The sequence below is a fragment of the Acidianus brierleyi genome, from assembly GCF_003201835.2.
Taxonomy (GTDB): domain Archaea; phylum Thermoproteota; class Thermoprotei_A; order Sulfolobales; family Sulfolobaceae; genus Aramenus; species Aramenus brierleyi.
In genome coordinates this window covers 1,865,726-1,883,613 of the sequence record NZ_CP029289.2, presented here as the reverse complement: position 1 = coordinate 1,883,613, position 17,888 = coordinate 1,865,726, and the positions used below count along the sequence as shown (strand labels likewise).

General features: G+C 32.5%; 21 protein-coding genes, 1 tRNA gene and 3 pseudogenes. 15 read left to right on the top strand and 10 right to left on the bottom strand.

Annotation, left to right across the window (positions count from 1 at the left end; translation table 11 throughout):
* Position 1: 1 nt before the first annotated feature.
* From DFR85_RS26270 to ccr1, 6 genes are all read left to right on the top strand, one after another.
* Positions 2-349 carry a hypothetical protein gene (locus DFR85_RS26270; RefSeq protein ID WP_162582763.1) on the top strand — a complete coding sequence of 116 codons (348 nt, stop codon included), beginning with the start codon at positions 2-4 and terminating at the stop codon, positions 347-349.
* A gap of 87 nt (positions 350-436) precedes the next feature.
* Positions 437-1,429 (top strand): AbrB/MazE/SpoVT family DNA-binding domain-containing protein, encoded by a 993-nt coding sequence (locus DFR85_RS26265; protein ID WP_168367244.1) that lies wholly within the window; start codon positions 437-439, stop codon positions 1,427-1,429.
* 24 nt (positions 1,430-1,453) lie between these two features.
* The gene (gene sufC / locus DFR85_RS26260; RefSeq protein ID WP_168367194.1) at positions 1,454-2,194 is read left to right on the top strand and encodes a Fe-S cluster assembly ATPase SufC; all 741 of its coding nucleotides are present in this window, start codon (positions 1,454-1,456) and stop codon (positions 2,192-2,194) included.
* Positions 2,195-2,257: 63 nt separating this feature from the next.
* The gene (gene sufB, locus DFR85_RS26255; protein WP_110270825.1) at positions 2,258-3,697 is read left to right on the top strand and encodes a Fe-S cluster assembly protein SufB; all 1,440 of its coding nucleotides are present in this window, start codon (positions 2,258-2,260) and stop codon (positions 3,695-3,697) included.
* Position 3,698: 1 nt separating this feature from the next.
* The gene (locus DFR85_RS26250) at positions 3,699-4,832 is read left to right on the top strand and encodes a SufB/SufD family protein (protein ID WP_168367193.1); all 1,134 of its coding nucleotides are present in this window, start codon (positions 3,699-3,701) and stop codon (positions 4,830-4,832) included.
* 76 nt (positions 4,833-4,908) lie between these two features.
* Positions 4,909-5,037 carry an aCcr1 family cell cycle regulator gene (ccr1, locus tag DFR85_RS26245; RefSeq protein ID WP_110270823.1) on the top strand — a complete coding sequence of 43 codons (129 nt, stop codon included), beginning with the start codon at positions 4,909-4,911 and terminating at the stop codon, positions 5,035-5,037.
* On the opposite strand, the gene DFR85_RS26240 is transcribed toward ccr1, so the two are convergent.
* Positions 5,037-5,125, bottom strand: a tRNA-Thr gene (locus DFR85_RS26240). The two genes, ccr1 and DFR85_RS26240, sit on opposite strands and share 1 nt — an antisense overlap.
* A gap of 374 nt (positions 5,126-5,499) precedes the next feature.
* On the opposite strand from DFR85_RS26240, the gene DFR85_RS26235 reads away from it, so the two are divergent.
* From DFR85_RS26235 to DFR85_RS26225, 3 genes are read left to right on the top strand one after another with little or no spacing between them, the layout of a single operon-like run.
* Positions 5,500-6,339, top strand: a complete 840-nt coding sequence (locus DFR85_RS26235) for a hypothetical protein (protein ID WP_110270822.1) — start codon at positions 5,500-5,502, stop codon at positions 6,337-6,339.
* Positions 6,332-7,066 (top strand): 7-cyano-7-deazaguanine synthase, encoded by a 735-nt coding sequence (locus tag DFR85_RS26230; RefSeq protein WP_110271865.1) that lies wholly within the window; start codon positions 6,332-6,334, stop codon positions 7,064-7,066. Before DFR85_RS26235 ends, DFR85_RS26230 begins: the two co-directional genes overlap by 8 nt.
* 2 nt (positions 7,067-7,068) lie before the next feature.
* Positions 7,069-8,154 (top strand): hypothetical protein, encoded by a 1,086-nt coding sequence (locus DFR85_RS26225; protein ID WP_246252867.1) that lies wholly within the window; start codon positions 7,069-7,071, stop codon positions 8,152-8,154.
* Between the two features lie 280 nt (positions 8,155-8,434).
* On the opposite strand, the pseudogene DFR85_RS26220 reads toward DFR85_RS26225, so the two are convergent.
* A pseudogene (locus DFR85_RS26220) lies at positions 8,435-9,421 on the bottom strand (IS630 family transposase).
* Between the two features lie 196 nt (positions 9,422-9,617).
* Here DFR85_RS26220 and DFR85_RS26215 point away from each other — a divergent pair.
* On the top strand, positions 9,618-9,953 hold the full coding sequence (locus DFR85_RS26215) for a hypothetical protein (RefSeq protein WP_110270820.1): 336 nt from the start codon (positions 9,618-9,620) through the stop codon (positions 9,951-9,953).
* Here the strand turns inward: DFR85_RS26215 and DFR85_RS26210 are convergent.
* From DFR85_RS26210 to DFR85_RS26200, 3 genes and pseudogenes are all read right to left on the bottom strand, one after another.
* Positions 9,925-10,272, bottom strand: coding sequence for a hypothetical protein (locus DFR85_RS26210; RefSeq protein WP_110270819.1), 348 nt, complete (start codon positions 10,270-10,272; stop codon positions 9,925-9,927). The two genes, DFR85_RS26215 and DFR85_RS26210, sit on opposite strands and share 29 nt — an antisense overlap.
* Positions 10,273-10,365: 93 nt before the next feature.
* A pseudogene (locus tag DFR85_RS26205) lies at positions 10,366-10,773 on the bottom strand (hypothetical protein); the annotation flags it as partial.
* A 65-nt stretch (positions 10,774-10,838) separates the two neighbouring features.
* Positions 10,839-11,570: a GNAT family N-acetyltransferase gene (locus DFR85_RS26200; RefSeq protein WP_110270818.1), complete on the bottom strand. Its 732-nt coding sequence runs from the start codon at positions 11,568-11,570 to the stop codon at positions 10,839-10,841.
* A gap of 531 nt (positions 11,571-12,101) precedes the next feature.
* Between DFR85_RS26200 and DFR85_RS26195 the strand changes: the two genes are divergently transcribed.
* From DFR85_RS26195 to DFR85_RS26185, 3 genes are all read left to right on the top strand, one after another.
* Entirely contained in the window at positions 12,102-12,467 is a 366-nt protein-coding gene (locus DFR85_RS26195; protein ID WP_246252866.1) for a hypothetical protein, read from the top strand.
* A 23-nt stretch (positions 12,468-12,490) separates the two neighbouring features.
* Positions 12,491-13,036 (top strand): hypothetical protein, encoded by a 546-nt coding sequence (locus tag DFR85_RS26190; RefSeq protein ID WP_168367192.1) that lies wholly within the window; start codon positions 12,491-12,493, stop codon positions 13,034-13,036.
* A 708-nt stretch (positions 13,037-13,744) separates the two neighbouring features.
* Complete coding sequence (locus tag DFR85_RS26185; protein ID WP_168367191.1) at positions 13,745-13,906, top strand: hypothetical protein; 162 nt, start codon at positions 13,745-13,747, stop codon at positions 13,904-13,906.
* 160 nt (positions 13,907-14,066) lie between these two features.
* Here DFR85_RS26185 and DFR85_RS26180 read toward each other — a convergent pair.
* Together DFR85_RS26180 and DFR85_RS31945 are read right to left on the bottom strand one after the other, a co-directional pair.
* Positions 14,067-15,060 (bottom strand): annotated as a pseudogene (locus DFR85_RS26180) (transposase).
* Positions 15,061-15,639: 579 nt separating this feature from the next.
* Positions 15,640-15,819: a hypothetical protein gene (locus DFR85_RS31945; protein ID WP_110270816.1), complete on the bottom strand. Its 180-nt coding sequence runs from the start codon at positions 15,817-15,819 to the stop codon at positions 15,640-15,642.
* 196 nt (positions 15,820-16,015) lie between these two features.
* Between DFR85_RS31945 and DFR85_RS26175 the strand changes: the two genes are divergently transcribed.
* A complete protein-coding gene (locus tag DFR85_RS26175) occupies positions 16,016-16,258 on the top strand; it encodes a hypothetical protein (RefSeq protein ID WP_246252865.1) in 243 nt (80 codons plus the stop codon).
* On the opposite strand, the gene DFR85_RS26170 is transcribed toward DFR85_RS26175, so the two are convergent.
* Positions 16,249-16,521, bottom strand: coding sequence for a hypothetical protein (locus tag DFR85_RS26170; protein ID WP_110270815.1), 273 nt, complete (start codon positions 16,519-16,521; stop codon positions 16,249-16,251). The genes DFR85_RS26175 and DFR85_RS26170 overlap by 10 nt on opposite strands.
* Before the next feature lie 62 nt (positions 16,522-16,583).
* On the opposite strand from DFR85_RS26170, the gene DFR85_RS26165 reads away from it, so the two are divergent.
* Positions 16,584-16,874, top strand: a complete 291-nt coding sequence (locus DFR85_RS26165) for a hypothetical protein (RefSeq protein WP_168367190.1) — start codon at positions 16,584-16,586, stop codon at positions 16,872-16,874.
* A 141-nt stretch (positions 16,875-17,015) separates the two neighbouring features.
* Here DFR85_RS26165 and DFR85_RS26160 read toward each other — a convergent pair whose 3' ends face one another.
* Positions 17,016-17,396 (bottom strand): hypothetical protein, encoded by a 381-nt coding sequence (locus tag DFR85_RS26160; protein WP_110270813.1) that lies wholly within the window; start codon positions 17,394-17,396, stop codon positions 17,016-17,018.
* A gap of 74 nt (positions 17,397-17,470) precedes the next feature.
* Complete coding sequence (locus DFR85_RS26155) at positions 17,471-17,863, bottom strand: hypothetical protein (protein WP_110270812.1); 393 nt, start codon at positions 17,861-17,863, stop codon at positions 17,471-17,473.
* Positions 17,864-17,888 lie beyond the last annotated feature (25 nt).

Genomic DNA, 17,888 nt, shown 5'->3' with positions numbered 1-17,888 from the left:
TATGCCAGCATTTAAAGACTTATACGAAATGATAAGACAGCTTATGGATGAAGAGGAAGAGGAAATAGAGAACACTATAAATGAGGCAGAAAAAGAGATAGAAGGAATGATTCCGCTTTATACAAGATATGAAGAAGGAGGATCTTTATATTATATTATAGACGTGCCGTTCATAAACTACTCTACGGTTTATGTAAAGATAGAGAAAAATCATCTTGATTTTTCGTGTCAAGATAAGAAACAGAGGAAATATACACTAAGAATAAAAATTCCAGAAAAATATCAGAATTACGATGTAAAGGTAATTAATCGTAAAGGATTTGTAAAAATAGTACTAAGCAAAACATAAGGGTTTAAAAACTTATTTTAAAAAGTGTTATTAACATTTTGCAACATATTTATAAACGCCGTTTAAGAAAAGATATATGTGAAAGCTTTGGAAGAGTTTGATAGTTCCAAAGATATTGAAACTAGGAAAGTTCAAAAGTTAGGTTCTTCATCTTTATTTATTACTTTACCAAAAAAATGGATAAATAAGTGGAGTATAAAGCCAGGAGATAAAATTCTGATAGAAGTTTCTGATGACGGATCTTTGAAATTACTTGCAGAAAAAGTAAAATTAATTATTAATAAAAAATCTATAAAAATAGACGTAGATTCACTAAAACAACCAATGCCGAGTATTATACCATGCTTATATTCTCTAGGATATGATGAAATAGTTTTTGAATCTAAAAAACCTTTAATGCAGAAAGACATAGAAGATATAATAGACGTTACCAAACAGATGGTAGGTTCAGAAGTAACTGAAGCATCAGACGGTAGAATAAAAGTTGAATGTCTCCTAGATTCTGAAAAAGTAGGTTTAGAATCATTATTAAGACGGATGCTAAATGTAATTTCAAAAAAAGTCGATGATATAGTTGCATATATAACTAACGAACCTATAAAAGATAATTTAAACAATAATGAGGACCTTAGGAGAATATATTTTATGCTATTGAGACGTGTAATGAGCATAAAGTATGATACATCAAAGAATATAACTAAAAATTTCTTTATTGTGATGAATTCTATACTTTTACTAAATACTGGGAATTTAATAGATAAATTAACAAAATTAATAAAAAGTGAGGAATTAACAGAAACAGAGAAAGGAGTAATTAAAGATACTTTACAAAAGGTAAATGATTTGCTTGATGAAGTCGTTATGACAGTTCTATTTCCAAGTATAAAAAGAGTTTCAAATGGAATCATGTTAATAAAGCAAGTTAAATACAATATATCTACATTGGACGATAAAAAATATCCATTACTATTTAATTATTTACAAGATTTAATAGCGTCTTTAGAGTCAGCATTAGATAATTCCTCTTGCACATTATTTTTGGAAGATATGCCATGGATAGAAAGAAACTTAACCGCATAAAACTAAAACATGAGATGAGATAAAATGTCCACTTTAAAAATTGAAGATCTTCATGTTGAAGTGGAAGGTAAAGAAGTTCTAAAAGGAATAAACCTTGAAATTCATAGTGGAGAAATACATGCTTTAATGGGACCTAATGGCAGTGGTAAAACGACATTATCACTAGCAATAATGGGACACCCTAAGTATAAAATAACAAAAGGTAAGATACTTTTAGATAACGAAGATATAACAAACATAGATACAGATGAAAAAGTAAAGAAGGGTTTATTCCTAGCTTTCCAGAATCCTATAGAAATAGGGGGAGTAAAGCTCTCAACACTTTTAGTAGCAGAGTATAATAGAGTTCAAGGTTCAGGACAAATGGCAACTGAAATCTTTCAAAAAGTTAAAGATTTTACAAAATCTGTAGGAATATCTGAAACTCTATTAAATAGAGGAGTATTTGAAGGTTTTAGTGGAGGTGAAAAAAAGAGAACTGAAATTTTACAAATGCTAATACTGAAACCTAAATTTGCAATTCTTGATGAACCAGATTCTGGTGTTGATGTAGACGGTTTGAGGATAATTTCTGACATAGTGGACAAAATGAAGAACGAAATGAATACTGCGTATCTTATTATAACTCATTATAGAAGAATTTTAGATTATGTGAATGCGGATAAGGTGCACGTACTATACAGAGGAAAAATAGTAGCTACAGGCAATATGAGTTTAGCTAAGCTGATAGATGAAAAAGGATACGAAAGTGTAATCAAGAATTAATTTTCCTTAAGATAGATAGGTTTATATGTTTTCTTTAACATAGTTAAAGATAGAGGTTTTAAAATGACTGAGGAAAAACTTTCATTGGATATAAATGAAATTCTCAACGCTTCTATACAGGCAAAGCATGAGAAATTGAGTGAAATGGAGTTTCACAGGCAAATAGTTAATGCAGGTCTATCTAAGAGCACTATAGAAGAAATTTCAAAGATGAAAAAGGAGCCTAATTGGATGTTACAGTTAAGACTAAAAGCGTTAGAACTTTTCGAGAAAATTCCCACTCCTAATTGGTTACCTGACTTCTTAGGAACATTAGATGTCTCTAAATTGGAATTATATGTCAAACCTGGAATACAGCAAACAAATAGTTGGGACGAAATACCAAAAGACGTCAAGAACTATTATGATGAACTAGGAATACCAGACTCTGAGAAAAAATATCTTGGAGGATTGGTCGCAGTATTAGAATCCGAGCCCATCTATTCTAATGTAAAGGAGGAACTAACTAAAAAGGGGGTCATAATGATGCCACCAGACGAAGCCGTTCAGAAATATCCAGATTTAATAAAACAGTATTTTATGAAGATATTCCCTGCTTCCGATCATAAATTTGCAGCCTTGCACGGAGCTTTATGGAGTGGTGGAGTCTTTGTTTATGTGCCTAAAGGAGTCAAAATAACTACTCCAGTAGAAGGATTCTTTGTTATAGGTACAGAAATGGAAGGCCAATTTGAACATACTTTAGTAGTTGCAGATGAAGGTTCTTATATTCATTTTATAGAAGGATGTAGCGCACCTCAATTTAAGAAATTCTCTTTCCATGATGGAATGGTTGAACTATATGCAAAGAAAAACGCTCACATTAAATTCACTACTATACAGAATTGGAGTAAGAATGTGATTAATTTCAATAATAAAAGAGCATGGGCAGACGAGAATTCTATGATAGAGTGGGTAGAAGGATCATTAGGATCTAAGTATAGCTTTGTATATCCTACGACTATACTTAGAGGAAGAAATGCTACCTCTACTAGTCTTGTAGTAACTATGGCTTCTGGAGAAGGCGAATGGAAAGATAGCGGTTCTAAGATGATTCATGCAGCACCTAATACAAAGAGTAAAATAATAAACAAAAACATAGGATTCAACGGTGGGGTTAACATATATAGAGGACTAGTTAAGGTTAACAAGGGTGCTACAGGTTCAAAAGCGTTTGTAAAATGTGATTCATTAATGTTAGACGAGAAAACAAAAGCCTATACTTTCCCTCATAATCAAGTGTTTGAAGACGATGCAGATGTAGCCCACGAGGCACATACTTTCAGAATGAGTGAGGATCAATTATTTTATTTAATGAACAGAGGAATAAATGAAAAAGAAGCAACATCAATGCTAGTTTTAGGTTTCATTGATGACATAATGAGAGAACTGCCATTTGAATATGCTACAATGCTGAATAAGGTTATTAAATTAGAACTTGACAAGTTAGGGGCTGTAGCATAAAATGGCTATAGTAGATAAAGATTCAGCAATTAACTATATCCAAAAATTAGGCAATGTATCAGATAGAGAAAAACTTTTTTCAATTTATGAAGAAATTCCCTATCAATTAATTCATGATTCTCCTACAATAAAACATTATACTGATTGGGACTTATTCGATAATTTAGATCTAAAAATTGACTATGGCTCAAAGAAAAATCTTGATTCTCCACTCAAAGATTATAAATTAATTTCTATTGCAAATAATATAGTAGAAGGCACAGAAGTTCTTGATTCACCTAAAAACTCTGGAATAGATCCCAAAGAGCATAAACTGGTTGCCCTAAATTTAGCTCTAGCTAAAAAAATTATCATAGACAGACCAGGAAAATATTTTATTTACCATTATACTGATCAAGAACTCTATTCTCCTATAAATATTGAGATAAATGTAAATGATGATATAACAGATATAGTATATTATTCTGAATCGTTTGGTAAGTCTATGCCAAGCTCAACAATATATTTAAAAGTAGGTAAAGACGCTACTGTTAATTTTTCTACTATAGTTAAAGGTAATTCTTCTTACTCTTTTGTTTATGCTAAAGCTGAAGTAGATGGTTCTATAAACTCATCTATATTTGCTTCTGGGTCTTCTCAAGCTCATATAGAATATAAATCAATATTAGGATCTTATTCTAATGCGTCATTTAATGTTAAAGCGTTGGGAGTAAAGGATAACAATATCGATATTGTAAGTGACGTAACGCATATAGGAGAAAAGAGTGTAAGCACTGGAAGTATGAAGGCAGTAGCAGCTAATACTTCATTAACAGTAATTAGAGGAGACGCTAAAGTCGGAGAGACAGCACATGATTCCTCTACATCTATTATAGGTAGAGCTATAATGCTAGGGAAAGAATCCAAAGCTATAGTTGCTCCTATGCTCGAGGTAAAGACTGGCAGAGTGATAACTGCTAAGCATTCCGCCGCTGTATCTAGAGTAGATGAAGATCTAGTCTTTTACTTACAAAACAGAGGTTTTGATAGAAAAACTGCAGAAGGATTAATAATAAGGGGATTCTTAAATGACGAAAATGACATAAGCATAGTAAAGGAAATGGTAGAAAAAATAATTTCGGATCTTGGATATTAGTTTCGGTTATCCCTCCATTTACATTTGTCAAATAATTCTTAATATATACTTTTTTGAGAAGGTAATACTGATAATTATGAGAGTAATCACATTCAAAGCAGAAGAAGATTTACTCTTGAAATTAGACTTGTATGCAGCTAATAAAAGAATATCCAGAAGTGAGATAATTAGAGAAGCTCTAAAGAAATATTTAGATTCTTTTTAAGCCACCGGCGGGATTTGAACCCGCGACCGCCGGCTACCTTGGTAATAGCCTTACAAGGCCGGCGCTCTGCCAGCTGAGCTACGGTGGCTCTTACTTTAATGTTTTACTAAAATGGGATTAAAGTTTATCTAGTATAATGCATGCTCATAACTAATTTTTATTATGCGTTTACAAGTGACGATCAATTTAGTATCAATATTATATATTTTATAAAAGATCGTTTAGAGGAATACTACTGAAAATAGTGGACTTAAATGTAAATATTGATCTATATAAAGCTATTGAATATTTTATATCCTCTTTTATCATTACAATACTTAGAAAATATTCAATACAAGTTAGGATTTTTATGAAATTTATTAATTTTCATGATCTATCAAATATAGCCTTCTTAAAAATTTTTAACATTCATTTATAGTTAAAAAAAAAAGCTGTTTAATTTAATAATTTTAGTGATAAAGTATGGAAGTGGAAAATAAAATATTAGGAAAAACATCTAGTTTATTATATGATATAAAGTTAAAATTTAAAGATATTAAGGTTATAATAGAAGAGAACGAGATTAAAGATAAACAATTTAAAGACTTTTTTGAAAGGTACTATCATAAAAGCGATATGACAAAAATAGATACGGTATTTATTTTAGATTTCACTTTAAATGATGATATATATAGAGGATTTTCTCTTGGATCTTATGATATTAAGACAAACATCTCAACATTGTTTTTTGAGTGGGAAACAGTACCTAAATATGAAGTACAAGCAGGTAGTGGAGGTTCTTCTAGTTGCTGCCTTTATTCTACTTTCTCAAGAGCATATCATGGTTCATTTAATATTAGCAGTATTACGGGAACTCTAGAGGGTCTTCCTTTAGACGTAGACGTAACATATCTAACATTAAATGAGGACGGAGAAACAATTTTTCAAGGATATCAGAAAACTATACTTAGAAATATTAATGGTATAAGAATCGCTAAAACTAAGGTTTGGGGATTTATAGATGAGCAGTTTAAGCTCCTAAATTCTCCAGGCTATGCAGTATATTTAACTCAGAAAGATAATACAATATTAGGGCTATATAACCAATTGCAAAAAGGAGTAGATGGCAAACTATATTACGAGGAAGCTATTAGGGAGTACAGAAGTTATAGCAACAGAAGACTACCATTTGATGAAATTATGATCTTCAAGTATACTAAAAGCGATTTTAACGTAATAAGGAACAATAAAAGAATAGATTCATTAGAACATATAGCGTATTATATGCCAGCCAAAGAACCATTTGGTAATAAAAATGGATAATGAGGTAATAATTCAGTTAACAGGAGGAATAGATTCTACAGTTTTAGCATATTATCTGAAAGAAAAATATCAACTATATGGAGTTTCTATTAACTATGATTATGCACCTCAACATAAAGAAATGGAATTAGTTAAAGATTTAACAAAAAATCTTGGTATTGAACTTAAAATTATTGATTTTTCGTCATATATTAAATCTTTTGATTTACCTCCCATATCAACAATGAATTATCTAATAAAATACCAATTTTTAATTGAGATTCTTGCTACACTCTCAGCATATCCAGATTTTGATACTCTGTTTGTAGGTTGGTTAAAAGGCGAGTGGAATAATAAAAAAGACATAATAGATAAACTTCAACAGCTTCTTAGAATTAAGATAGTAGCTCCTTTTTCTGAGATTACTAAAAGTGATGTAATAAAAATGGGTAATAAATTAGGAATAGATTTTTCTAAAACGTGGAGTTGTATAGTCTCTGGAAAGATACATTGCGGAATTTGTGTACCTTGCAGATCCAGAAAGAGGGCTTTTAAAGAGGCTAAGATAAAAGATCCAACTAGCTATTATTATAATATGAGCTATGATCAAATGGACGAACTTGCTAAGAAACTAAGCTTTGAGGAATTCTATGAGAAGTATCTTAAACCTTTCCTTAAATATACTAACGAATATACAGAAGAATTTGTATATAACTATGTAAATATAATGAAGAAATATAGTGGATAATATTGCATCAAAAACAATATGTCATATTGTTTAGATCGATTTTTTCACTTTTTGTAGGATTCATGAGTTTCGCATATATAGCATTAATGAAAGTTTCCGGACTAGAGAGCTTTCAGATAGGTTTAATATTAACCTTAAGTATGATAGTTCAATTAGTCTCTTATATAATACTAATATTCTTCTCTATTGTTAGGAATATAGTTATTACTACTATATTGGAGATCTTAATTGGATTTTTTCTGCTATTTTTTAGAAATATTTATGGTTTTCTTTTGATAGCAATTATAATGGGTATATCTAATTCTATATTTTCATCTGTAATAATAATTCAAAAGGATTTTATAAGAAAGGACTATTCGACACTAATGGCATTAACGGCTATATTGAATATAGTAGGTATTGGATTATTTTATCTAAGTTCGTTTGAAAATATAAATATAATACTGAGTGCGCTAATTTTAGTTCTAATTTTAAATGCAATAATATCATTTAAAATCAAATATGAAGAACCTAAAGAAAGTTTAAAGGATTTTTATCGTAATTTAAAATCTATAGGAAAAATTATATTTCCAGTAAAATTTTTCTCAACTTTAAGAAGAACTTTAATAACTAGTTATATACCTTTAATTCTTCTCTCAGTATTTTTAACTTATTCCTCACAGAAAATTAGCCTTTATCTGGCGTTATTTCAGATTCCTCTTTTTGTATTTCTGTATATAGGATATAAGATAAGTAACAAATTATTTCTGATTACTTCAATAATAGAGTTTATTATGTTTTTAATCTTATCTTTATTTTACAGCGTTTCTATATTTATTTTCTTATCATTAATATTGTTAGCCAATGCTACTGCTTATTTAAGAGCACCAGCGTCTGAAGAAATAATGATGAGGTTATTACGTTTCAATACGAAACTTTCAGCATTGTCTCAACTGATAGATGTAATGTTTTCATCATTAGCGTCTACTTTTCTTGCTTTTTTGATAAAACTTGATTTATATTATGTTATCTTTATAGTAGTAGGTCTAGCCTCATTTTCGTTAAATATAATCATTTATAAGTTGATAAGCTATGATAAAACAAAATAAGAACTTAAGAGTTATATTTCCTTATACTCTAAAGGCCAAGGAAACTATTATATAATATGGTTGATTGCAGATTATTAGCTTATTATGTAACCTTGTACTTTAAGGTATAAGAAAGTATATTTTTATGATATATACAAAGTATTATAGAAGTAGTTCAGCCAATATTGCACATTATATTTAAGTTTAGAAAATTGATATATTAGAAAATTGTTTAAACAAAAGAGAAACATGTGAAATGCTGCATGGATTTTAAGGAAATTTAACTGGAAAATATACTTAGTCAGACTTTAAAGGGCAAGGTAACTTCATTCAGTATTAACGTCCAAGGTTCACCGCATCTATTCACACTGTATATGAGGTCATTTACTCTCTTAGATATGGAGCGCAAGAACCTCTTTGCGTCCCATGTTAAGGTCTCGAAGTCCGTGTAGATTTTGAGTAAAGCTTTTTCTTGAGGACTGCCCAAGGTCCCTCAGCTGGGCTCTTGTCTGGAGAGTAAGACGGTAGGTAGATAAACTCCACATTATTTTCCTCAAGGAATTCCCTCACTTCATTACCGTGAATTCTAGCGTTGTCCATTATTATCACGATCTTCTCGTCCTTTACCACCTTTCCCAAGTATGATATCTTTTGAGTTAAGGCTTCTTATAGGTTTAGAAGAAAGTTATTCCCTCCTTACTGATCGTTATCCCTCCCACTACTGCAATCTTCCTCTTTGGATTAACATTTATTCCTCCTCCTACCTTCATCCAACCTTTACCCTTGTTTATGTAGAACACGTACGACTCGTCGAAGACATGTATCTTGTACCCTTCCCTTATTTTTTAAAAGCCTCTCCCCTTGTTCCTTTATCCTTCTATTGCTTTTTCATCTCTAACGTAGGTCCTCTTACCCTTCTTGTACTTGAAGCCCAACTTCTTGAGGACTGGGCTTAAACTCCTCGGGTTATATTTTATCCCAAATTCCTTCTCAAGTAGGCTATGAGCTTCAAGGTCCAGAAGTCGTAGTTTAACCCGAAATCTCTTGAACTCTTTTCTAAGATTTGGACGAGCTTTTCCTTATCCTTCAGCTTCGTAGATCCCTTCCTAGGCTTAGCGCTCAAATCCTCCCTCCTCAACCACTTGTACATGGTGAAGATGGAAACATCGTACTTCTTCGCCACTTCCCTTATACTCATTCCGTTCCTCACGTCTTTTACCGCGTTAATCCTCCTCTCTTCCTCTTGCTTCTTGTTAAGCCTTATTCCATGCATGCTAGACTTCAGCATAACAAGCTAGTATTACTTATCAAATATAAATCTTGCCCTTTAAGGTCTGACTAAGTATAATATTTGTTTCAAGTTTTAGACACTAACAAGTATATAGATGTTTCTAATTTAAACAGTATGAAACGAAGTTGAGATCAAGTACAAAGAATTTAGTCTCTTTATGTATATAATATACTAATAAGTGAGGTGTTACAAAATGTTAAGCGTATTTAATAGGGAGAAGGACGTTCATGAAACTGCTTCAAAGATATTTAGTGATGGAATTATGACATTAGTTATGTCAACCATTATAACTAACAATGGGACATCTGAAGAAGAATTGGAGAGGAAAGTTGGAGAGAAACTTCATTTAGATAACATTCCAGAAATTGTTAAAGAGAAAGTAAAGTCACTTGAAGATTTAGGAGTAATCGAAAGGAAATATAACATGATAGTTTTGACTGAATTCGGAGTAAAGGTTAGTAAAATATTAAAGGATATGTTAAAAATTTATTACGAAACTTTTACTTCTCCAAGTTTGAAAAAGCATTAATTCTAGCCTCTAAATATTCTTTTAATTTTTCGCAGAGATCTTTTTGTGTTACTTTAGCGTTTAAGCAGTTATTGTTTAGAATCTCAAGTATTGTCTTATCTTCTTCTGCTAGTATTTCGGCCTTAATTTTGTCAATTTCTGATCCTTTCTCAAATCGAATAAGCATGAAAGTGATTACTATGATCGTAAGGAGATACGCAATTACTGTAAGGGAAATATAGAGAGGAGAAAGGTGAGTAAAAGCCTCAGTTATTACCGAAACTACACTTCCTCCAGTAATATAACCAACAGCCTTGCCGATATCTGTGACTTTAACCATTATTATCTATTTAAGCTTATTATAGATTTTCTTTAAATATTCAGATACTAGTTCACGTTAGTAAATCCAATAAGTTTGTAAGTTTTGTTACTATTATATTTCCATAGAAGAACTGGCTAAGAATTTTATGAAATTACTAATGTTTACCTTCCGTTTAAACAAATATTTGATTCCTCCATCTCTTTGATAAATTCTTTTTATCAGCCTAGAGAGCCTCTTAGCTCCTAGGTTCAAACCTAAGGAATACTTGAAGACCAATATCGTAAACAAAGAAAAGGTCTTCAAGGTCACGAAACTAGTATTCCTCAACCAAGTGAGGAAAGAACCCTTCTCCAGTCCTAAAGTCTTCAATTCCCTAATTAAGATCTCAATATCACAACGATTCTCCAAGGTAGTCAAGATGTCCTTTGCAGTATCATTAACGTTTGTGGAGAAGAAGTACCTCCTATCATAACCCTTATAATTATCTACAACGAGTAGTTTTATGGGAATACCTTGGTATTACACTATCTGAATATTATAATATCTCACAATTTATAGTCATTAAAATACCTTAAACGTGAGTACTATAATGGTTTTTCATCAGTATTTACAGATATCCATAACCTTTTCCAATATTCTTTAAACCCTATTTTCTTATAAACATGAATTGCGGGACTATTATCTTCTCTCACGTATAATGACGCTACCTTACCTCTTTTAGTAAGGTATTTAGTCAATGTTGATACGACTGAAGTTGCTAAGCCCCTATTCCTTAACTCCTCCTTAGTTAAGACTCCTCCTATTACAGCAACGTTCTCTAGCTCGATCAATGTATATGCAGCTGAAACTAGATGGCTATTTAAAAACAGTCCATATGCAGTGGTTTTGTTGTCTCTTAGTAATTGGAGTAATACATCACCCAGACCTTGACCATAAAGGGCTAAAATCTCCTCCTTATCTTCAATACCTAGTCTTCTCACGTTTTCTTTTCTGAACACGTTAGGTTTATCACAAGTCATTAATATTTCTGGATAAATTTTCATATTAGGAAAGTTTAGTAGCCGTGACCATTTTGGTTCTATGAATAGAACAAATTTACTCTCCTCGTTCTTTAATATTGAAAGTAATTCCCTCACAGTGCACTCCTTATCTGCGTGAAGAATTATTCTTGGTGGATAAAATTTTCTGTATATCATTAAATAACCTTCCCTAGTCATCTTAAATTCAGTATATTCCTTATCAAACCTTAAGTCGTAAATCTCAAATGCGAATCTAACATGATCCGTAAGGAATAACTTCTCTAATTGACTTAGCATGACGAATAGTAGTTATTAGGAAATTTATAAATTAGCTTCTACTATAATCAATAAATTACCGTCTTTGAAGAAGCTATCAATGCTTGGAATAAGTCTCGGAAAACTCCTCAGGTACTCCCTACTGTGACTGGATTTTCAAATTCTTCTTTTAGTTCTATGAAACAAAATTTTAACATATTACTGGTGTGTATATGGAATTTCGAGTAATTTAATATCATAACATCAAAACGATTGATTTTAGCTTGTCAAAATATTCATCTAACTCCTTTCATATGCTAAAGAAAACTTATTATTATCTGGCACTACAAGCACAATTTTTTATATTTAAGGCATTCTATCCTTATCTTAATTAGTAATGAATAGCATTCTATGTTAATAAGTAGGAATTTAATAATTGGTTAAATTAAGTAATATTAGTAATAAACTTTGTTAAGATTAAGCATATTTTAGACTAGGCATATCTAAAAAATTTTCATACTTATTGAGAGTAAAAAAAAGCTGTTTATTACATAATTTATTATGGCGATTAAGATGGGAGAAGAAGAAAAAATATTAGAAAGAACAAAAAAGGTACTCGAAGAAATAGCTAAATTAGATCTTAAACCCTTATTTGAATTAGATAGAGAACTTGCAGCATCTCCTCAACTTAGAGCAGAGTTTATAAAAGACCCTTTTAGTGTGGCAGAAAAATATGGCTTTAAAATGCCTCAGAATTTAAAGGATGAAGGTTTTCATATGCACTGGATTGACTCTAATAATAATTATTATCCGGCCGAGGGTAGTGCAATTGAGCAACTTCAGAAGAGTGGTACAAAACCTTGGACAAGAGTAGAGGTAAGAATTGGTACAGCACCGGGTTGCATTGCACTTTGTGGTGTTCAAAGATTAATTGTTTAAAACTACTAGGTGATAATATAAAAATGGAAATCCAACTTAAGTCAAGCAAACCTTCTGAAGATATATTAAGAATTGTAAAAGAAGCTATAGATAAGCTTAATAAAGCTAGTTCTAGCCCTTCGTTAAGGGTGGTATCATTCTATATACCTTTTTTATCAAGCTATGATTTAAATAAAGCTCAATTCTTCATATTAGATAGGAAAAACATAGAGAATATAAACACCGAGTTAGAAGTACCTGAGCCATTATATAATTTATTATCAGCGTATTACATCTCTTTTGAAACCGTAGATATAGTAAAAATTATTTCTATGAGAATTTCCAAAAATTTGACGGAAAAGATAGCTAAAAAACCATTTATGGGCATATTTGTAGCTTGTAAAGTAACAGGCTTGAATTTAAAAGGAGAAAGAATAACATCGTCCGGAATAATTTTTGACCCTGGTTGGTCAATTCCGATAAATTTAAACAACGTTCTTGGACATGAAGTATTAGTTACAGTTGGAATGCACTATTACATGGTATTTTATCATAAGATTACTCAGTCTTTAGCTATAATCTCATTCTAATTATTAATCTAAGAACTCTATAATTTTTCTTGAATATTTAAAATAAATAAGCTTTTTATCTAGCCAGTATTAAATACTTTAATACCTATATCCTCTAATACCTTATTACATTTCTATAAACTAACGCTGTATTTCTCTTTTTATTTTCGAAACTTTATCATCCTATTAATGAGAGCACCATTCTCGCTTTAGATAACGAAGGCAATGCTACAGATATTTGATCTTGGACAACTTGATGTCTAAAACGTCGAAATTAAGACGACTAATTTAACATCTCTTCGTTAGAGTATTATTTTTATTATTATACACTAAAAGTTAGTATAATTTCATGTGTACCAATTTAGTCCAAGGTTAGACCCTTAAAATTATCCAGAGTCGCTTTACCAATTTTCCTTCTTTTATTGTATAAATTGTGAACTTCTTACCATCATATTTTATCTATTATCTGATATTTTTATTTTTTAAAATTTGATAAAATTAAATTTCTACTATACTGAAGCTTTTAGATTAAAACCAATTATTATAGCTTTTGTATTCTGAATTATCATTTTTATAACGTCACTTTTCCTTTTATCGTGAGCAAAACTATGTTTCGTGCTTTAATTTAGATGTTTAACACATCTATTTAATATCCAGTATCGTAAAATAATAGAGCGTAGTATAGTAGACAAAGTTATAGCCCTGCAAGTTCATATTTAATTTGAGAGCATGACTACTGCCATCAAGGTTGTGAGGAAATACTACGCAATAGATTATGATAGGAGGATTGTGGCTGAGGCTGAAGAAGAGATTGATAGGATCATGGAGAAGAAGGGTTACAAGAAAGGGACTTACGACATTTTAGTTTCCATCAAGTATGTAGAGAGTTGATAATGTCTCGCGAGAATAGAGGTACCTTTTGTTAAGGTTAATGATACGTTTTTACCTTTACAAAAAGGGGCGTTCAGTAATAAATATTTCGGTTGAACTTCAAGCATAATGTCAACTAAGATTGCCACGTGTACCTTTCAATCCACGTGGCGATTTATGGTCACTTAGGCTCATAAGGCTTATTATTATACCAAACACTCCAAACTATCCTCAATTTCCTGGCTAAAGCAGACAACTTCTTTCCCTTCAACTTTTCCTTATGGTTCTCGTAAAATTCTAGTAATGTAGGATTACGAGAGTAATTCATCTCAGCGAGGAGAACAAGCTGCGCAAGTACTTATTACCCTTCTTCGATATTCCCTTACAGTAGCTTTACCGCTCCTCTCATTGGGTCTAAACCGCAGATACGAAGGACTCAGGGTTAGGAAAGCGTTTAATGTCTCCAACAATGCCTATTATTATCCAGAAAGTTTTCCTATTCCCGGTATAGTTAGTAGAACGTGATTTTCAGACTGTAATTGTATCATTTTCTCTACTTCTTTTATTTTCTCGCTTGTTTCCAGTAGTGCTTTAGATAATACTTCGATTTCTTCAAGTACGATCTTTGTTCCAAGTTGTATAATTGTATTTTGAAGTTTCCTTTAGAGAATTCTTCAATTTCCTTGCTTATTTTTCCTCGTCACTTAGGATGCTCTTTTTACCCTGTTCTTGTACTTTACTTTCAACTTTTAGGAAGACGTATAGTGTTACTAGTTCTTTCAATGGGTTGTAGTTGTACTCCTTTGCCTTGTTTGCCATGTTTACTAGTTTTTGTAGTAAAAATCTGTTTTCCTCTCAAGTCCTTCTCCTTCCATAGTTTTGGCTTACTTGTAGTATCTTGATCCCTTTTTCCTTGAAGTATTGACATGGTTTTATTGATGCTCCTGTCGGTTCGACCACTATTGTGTTTAGTTTCACTTTTAGTATTTCTTCATAACCCTTCTTGTTGTGTAGACCCTCCCCTCACTCGTCACATGATCTTTTGATATGTCTATTCCTAGGATCCCTACCTCTTTATCACATATCCGTGCATATTATCACAATGTTCAGTCCGATGGTAGGGGGTTTGTCACGCCCCCGTTCGAAGACTTTGCTTCAGTCAAGGGGTCGACCATGTTTCCCAGTTGGAGAGTATTACTCTCCCCAACTAATTAATCTATATAGGTTAAGGGGGCGGAAAGCCTCGTCAAGGGATGGATAACCCCCTTATATTTAAATACTTCTTTTTCCTAATTTCTTTTAGAGACGCTAACGATGCTCCTTATATAAAACATATTAGTCAGATCTGTGTAATACAGATCTGACTGGGGTGTAGGCCGTGACGCTCCTTGGGCTTAAAGCCCGATGGGGAGCTTGGCCGCCTCCAATTCGGACCGGAAGTTGGGCTTAAAGCCCGAATAAAACATAAGGGTGAGTATACATTGAGCCCCCAGTTGCAGGAATAGACGTATCAAAAGATAAATTAATTGTACTAATAATAAGCAGTTTAACGCTAATGAGTAAAGCAGGTTTTATTGCATAAGTAGTGTGGACTATGCTCAATTTTTAAGGAAAAGTTTTTATACCGGAAGCTTCCCGGCTCGATTGAGGGCTTAATGGAAGTGAGGGAGGAGCAACTAGCGACGTCTCAAAGGGACTAGACGTAATTTGGATGAAAGTCCCCTCTTGAGGGACTTTCTGGCTACCGTTTGTCCCTACACTTTCATTTCAATCATTTTATGATAATTCATGATAGAGTGTAGGGACTTAGCCCTCAACCACCCACTTACTGTAGGTGGGTCATGGGACTCCTTCGAGCCCAACGGCACGGGGCTCACATCTCTGCAATCACTCCCACCCTTTTGGGCATAGCCCACATCGGTGTGAGAGATCATTATTTATCAACAAAAATTTGTTATAAACAGATATAAAAAGATTTCTATTAACGTGAAAAAGGATTCAGCCCTACTGCTCACCAAATGAGAGATGCAAACCCGAATCAATAGTGGGAACGATGAACTCCTTGGCAGAGAGCTGAGTATACCCATCCTAACGCCGAGCTCAAAGATCATTCCCATCCAGAGGTATAGTATGAAACCTACAATAGAAATCTACCCTGGACTATCGTTACCCATAGATGAGTTGGAGAAGCTTGTTGATAAATATCTAATTATAGGTGGTACACCACCTAGAATAATGGCAGTAGCAAACGATGATGAGGAAGCTAGAAACAAATTTTTAGACTTATCCGACAAAGCTGACCTTAATAGGGAGACCGATTTTCCTAAGGCTATAATATTTCTAACAAGAGATATGTTGAAACCTTATTTATGATTCAGTTCATCAACTTCCCTTTTTATTTCTTCCGGTAACATGTTGTAAACGTTCTTCATTTCCTCCCAATTTAAGAGGTGATACCACTTAGCCTTCTTAGCCTTTACTAACAAATAATCCCCGTCGTTTAACTCCAATTCCTTAGCCTTCTCCATAGGAATGGTTATCCTATAAGTAATATACTCCTTACCGTTTTTCTTACTTTTAGTTACGGAAACCTTGCTTACGAAAACTACTCCTTTCTCTGCTTGTTTACTTTCCATAATTATCACTTTCTGATAAAAACTTATAAATCTTGTTATGAATAAAGTGATTCTGGCAGAAAATGGCTAAATGCAGTATCGAGACACTTAATGCAATATTAGTAGCTGTTTTTGATGCCACCAACGGTTCATTATCTGCTCACGTCCCTTTAGAAGCAGTATTGAGGAGGTTTCCAGGTCATTTAAGAGGAGATGTAAGGAGGTGTATTAAAGAACTGATCAAAAGAGGGCTATTGACGTTACACCCTACTAGAGGTTCTACTACTTATCAGCTAACTCACAGAGGGTTAGAATGCGCAACTAAACTAATTAAAGGAGAGATCTCGTCAGTAGAAGAATGTAAAAACTTATGACTACAATAGTATACAATAGAATAATTGTCTTTTATCAATTATTAGCTAATGATAAGTATAAAACAATGAATAAAATTAAAGTACTATATAAGAATTTTTGCTTATTAGAAGAGCTAAAAACAAGAAATAATTTACGTATATTTAATTTGCTATTTGAATGCCGGAGACGTAGACTGATGTTCCCCACATTATTTCTACTGCGACTCCTAAGGGATCATAAGGATATTCTACCGGACAGAAACCACAACTTGCATAGCCTACAACTTTTACAGCAGCCTTTATTTCTCCGAATGGAACAACACAAGAGATAGATTTTAGAACACACATGTAGCATCTCGTATATCCCCATTTCGTCTCATTATAATTTCCTTCAAATTTCGCTACAGGTTTGCAAGGGCAAGGATAAAACTTTGCGTATTCAGGAGTTATATAAGGTAACTTTACTGGAATATACTTTCCATTACATTCTTTGTACAGCTCGATGTAAATCTGACAACAACAATTAATATGTATACTTAGCAAATAATTAAAGCCCTTTACTGAATCCCAAGCACACCTAGTTTTAAGTACTAAATGACTACATGATGTTAGAACTCCTAAGCCAACATCGCAAAAAGCCAGTGGGAAAACATAACCGTGAGATAATTAAGTAATATACACTGAAATCCCTCAAAAGGCCATACACCAGAATATGCACCGAGAAAGTAATTTCCGAACTCAATCTGACCGTAAAAAGACCCAGAATAAATCCCTATATTAGTTTTTACATCCCCAGTATGTCTAAATCCTGTTGCGAAATAACAACTGAAATGTATTGTAAGATTTATGCATAATGGCTTGTGTTCCTGCTTAAGTACAATTAATACTGCATTATTGATCCCACAAGGCTGCCAATCATTTGTAATTGCAGAAGGATTACCACATATTTGCACAGTACTAGGATTAGTATAAGACGTATAAGGAGTCCTCAGACGGTAAAGCCATTTCAAAAAAAATAACTTCTTTCCCTCCATA

Excerpts from the sequence above, each read along its gene's own strand:
- DFR85_RS26185 (WP_168367191.1), top strand. The coding sequence starts at position 13,745 with ATGACTACTGCCATCAAGGTTGTGAGGAAATACTACGCAATAGATTAT.
- DFR85_RS26250 (WP_168367193.1), top strand. The coding sequence starts at position 3,699 with ATGGCTATAGTAGATAAAGATTCAGCAATTAACTATATCCAAAAATTA.
- DFR85_RS26200 (WP_110270818.1), bottom strand. The coding sequence starts at position 11,570 with ATGCTAAGTCAATTAGAGAAGTTATTCCTTACGGATCATGTTAGATTC.
- ccr1 (WP_110270823.1), top strand. The coding sequence starts at position 4,909 with ATGAGAGTAATCACATTCAAAGCAGAAGAAGATTTACTCTTGAAATTA.
- sufC (WP_168367194.1), top strand. The coding sequence starts at position 1,454 with ATGTCCACTTTAAAAATTGAAGATCTTCATGTTGAAGTGGAAGGTAAA.
- DFR85_RS26190 (WP_168367192.1), top strand. The coding sequence starts at position 12,491 with ATGGAAATCCAACTTAAGTCAAGCAAACCTTCTGAAGATATATTAAGA.
- DFR85_RS26235 (WP_110270822.1), top strand. The coding sequence starts at position 5,500 with ATGGAAGTGGAAAATAAAATATTAGGAAAAACATCTAGTTTATTATAT.
- DFR85_RS26165 (WP_168367190.1), top strand. The coding sequence starts at position 16,584 with ATGGCTAAATGCAGTATCGAGACACTTAATGCAATATTAGTAGCTGTT.
- DFR85_RS26175 (WP_246252865.1), top strand. The coding sequence starts at position 16,016 with ATGAAACCTACAATAGAAATCTACCCTGGACTATCGTTACCCATAGAT.
- DFR85_RS26195 (WP_246252866.1), top strand. The coding sequence starts at position 12,102 with ATGGGAGAAGAAGAAAAAATATTAGAAAGAACAAAAAAGGTACTCGAA.
- DFR85_RS26230 (WP_110271865.1), top strand. The coding sequence starts at position 6,332 with ATGGATAATGAGGTAATAATTCAGTTAACAGGAGGAATAGATTCTACA.
- DFR85_RS26210 (WP_110270819.1), bottom strand. The coding sequence starts at position 10,272 with ATGGTTAAAGTCACAGATATCGGCAAGGCTGTTGGTTATATTACTGGA.
- DFR85_RS31945 (WP_110270816.1), bottom strand. The coding sequence starts at position 15,819 with ATGATCTCTCACACCGATGTGGGCTATGCCCAAAAGGGTGGGAGTGAT.
- sufB (WP_110270825.1), top strand. The coding sequence starts at position 2,258 with ATGACTGAGGAAAAACTTTCATTGGATATAAATGAAATTCTCAACGCT.
- DFR85_RS26270 (WP_162582763.1), top strand. The coding sequence starts at position 2 with ATGCCAGCATTTAAAGACTTATACGAAATGATAAGACAGCTTATGGAT.
- DFR85_RS26170 (WP_110270815.1), bottom strand. The coding sequence starts at position 16,521 with ATGGAAAGTAAACAAGCAGAGAAAGGAGTAGTTTTCGTAAGCAAGGTT.
- DFR85_RS26215 (WP_110270820.1), top strand. The coding sequence starts at position 9,618 with ATGTTAAGCGTATTTAATAGGGAGAAGGACGTTCATGAAACTGCTTCA.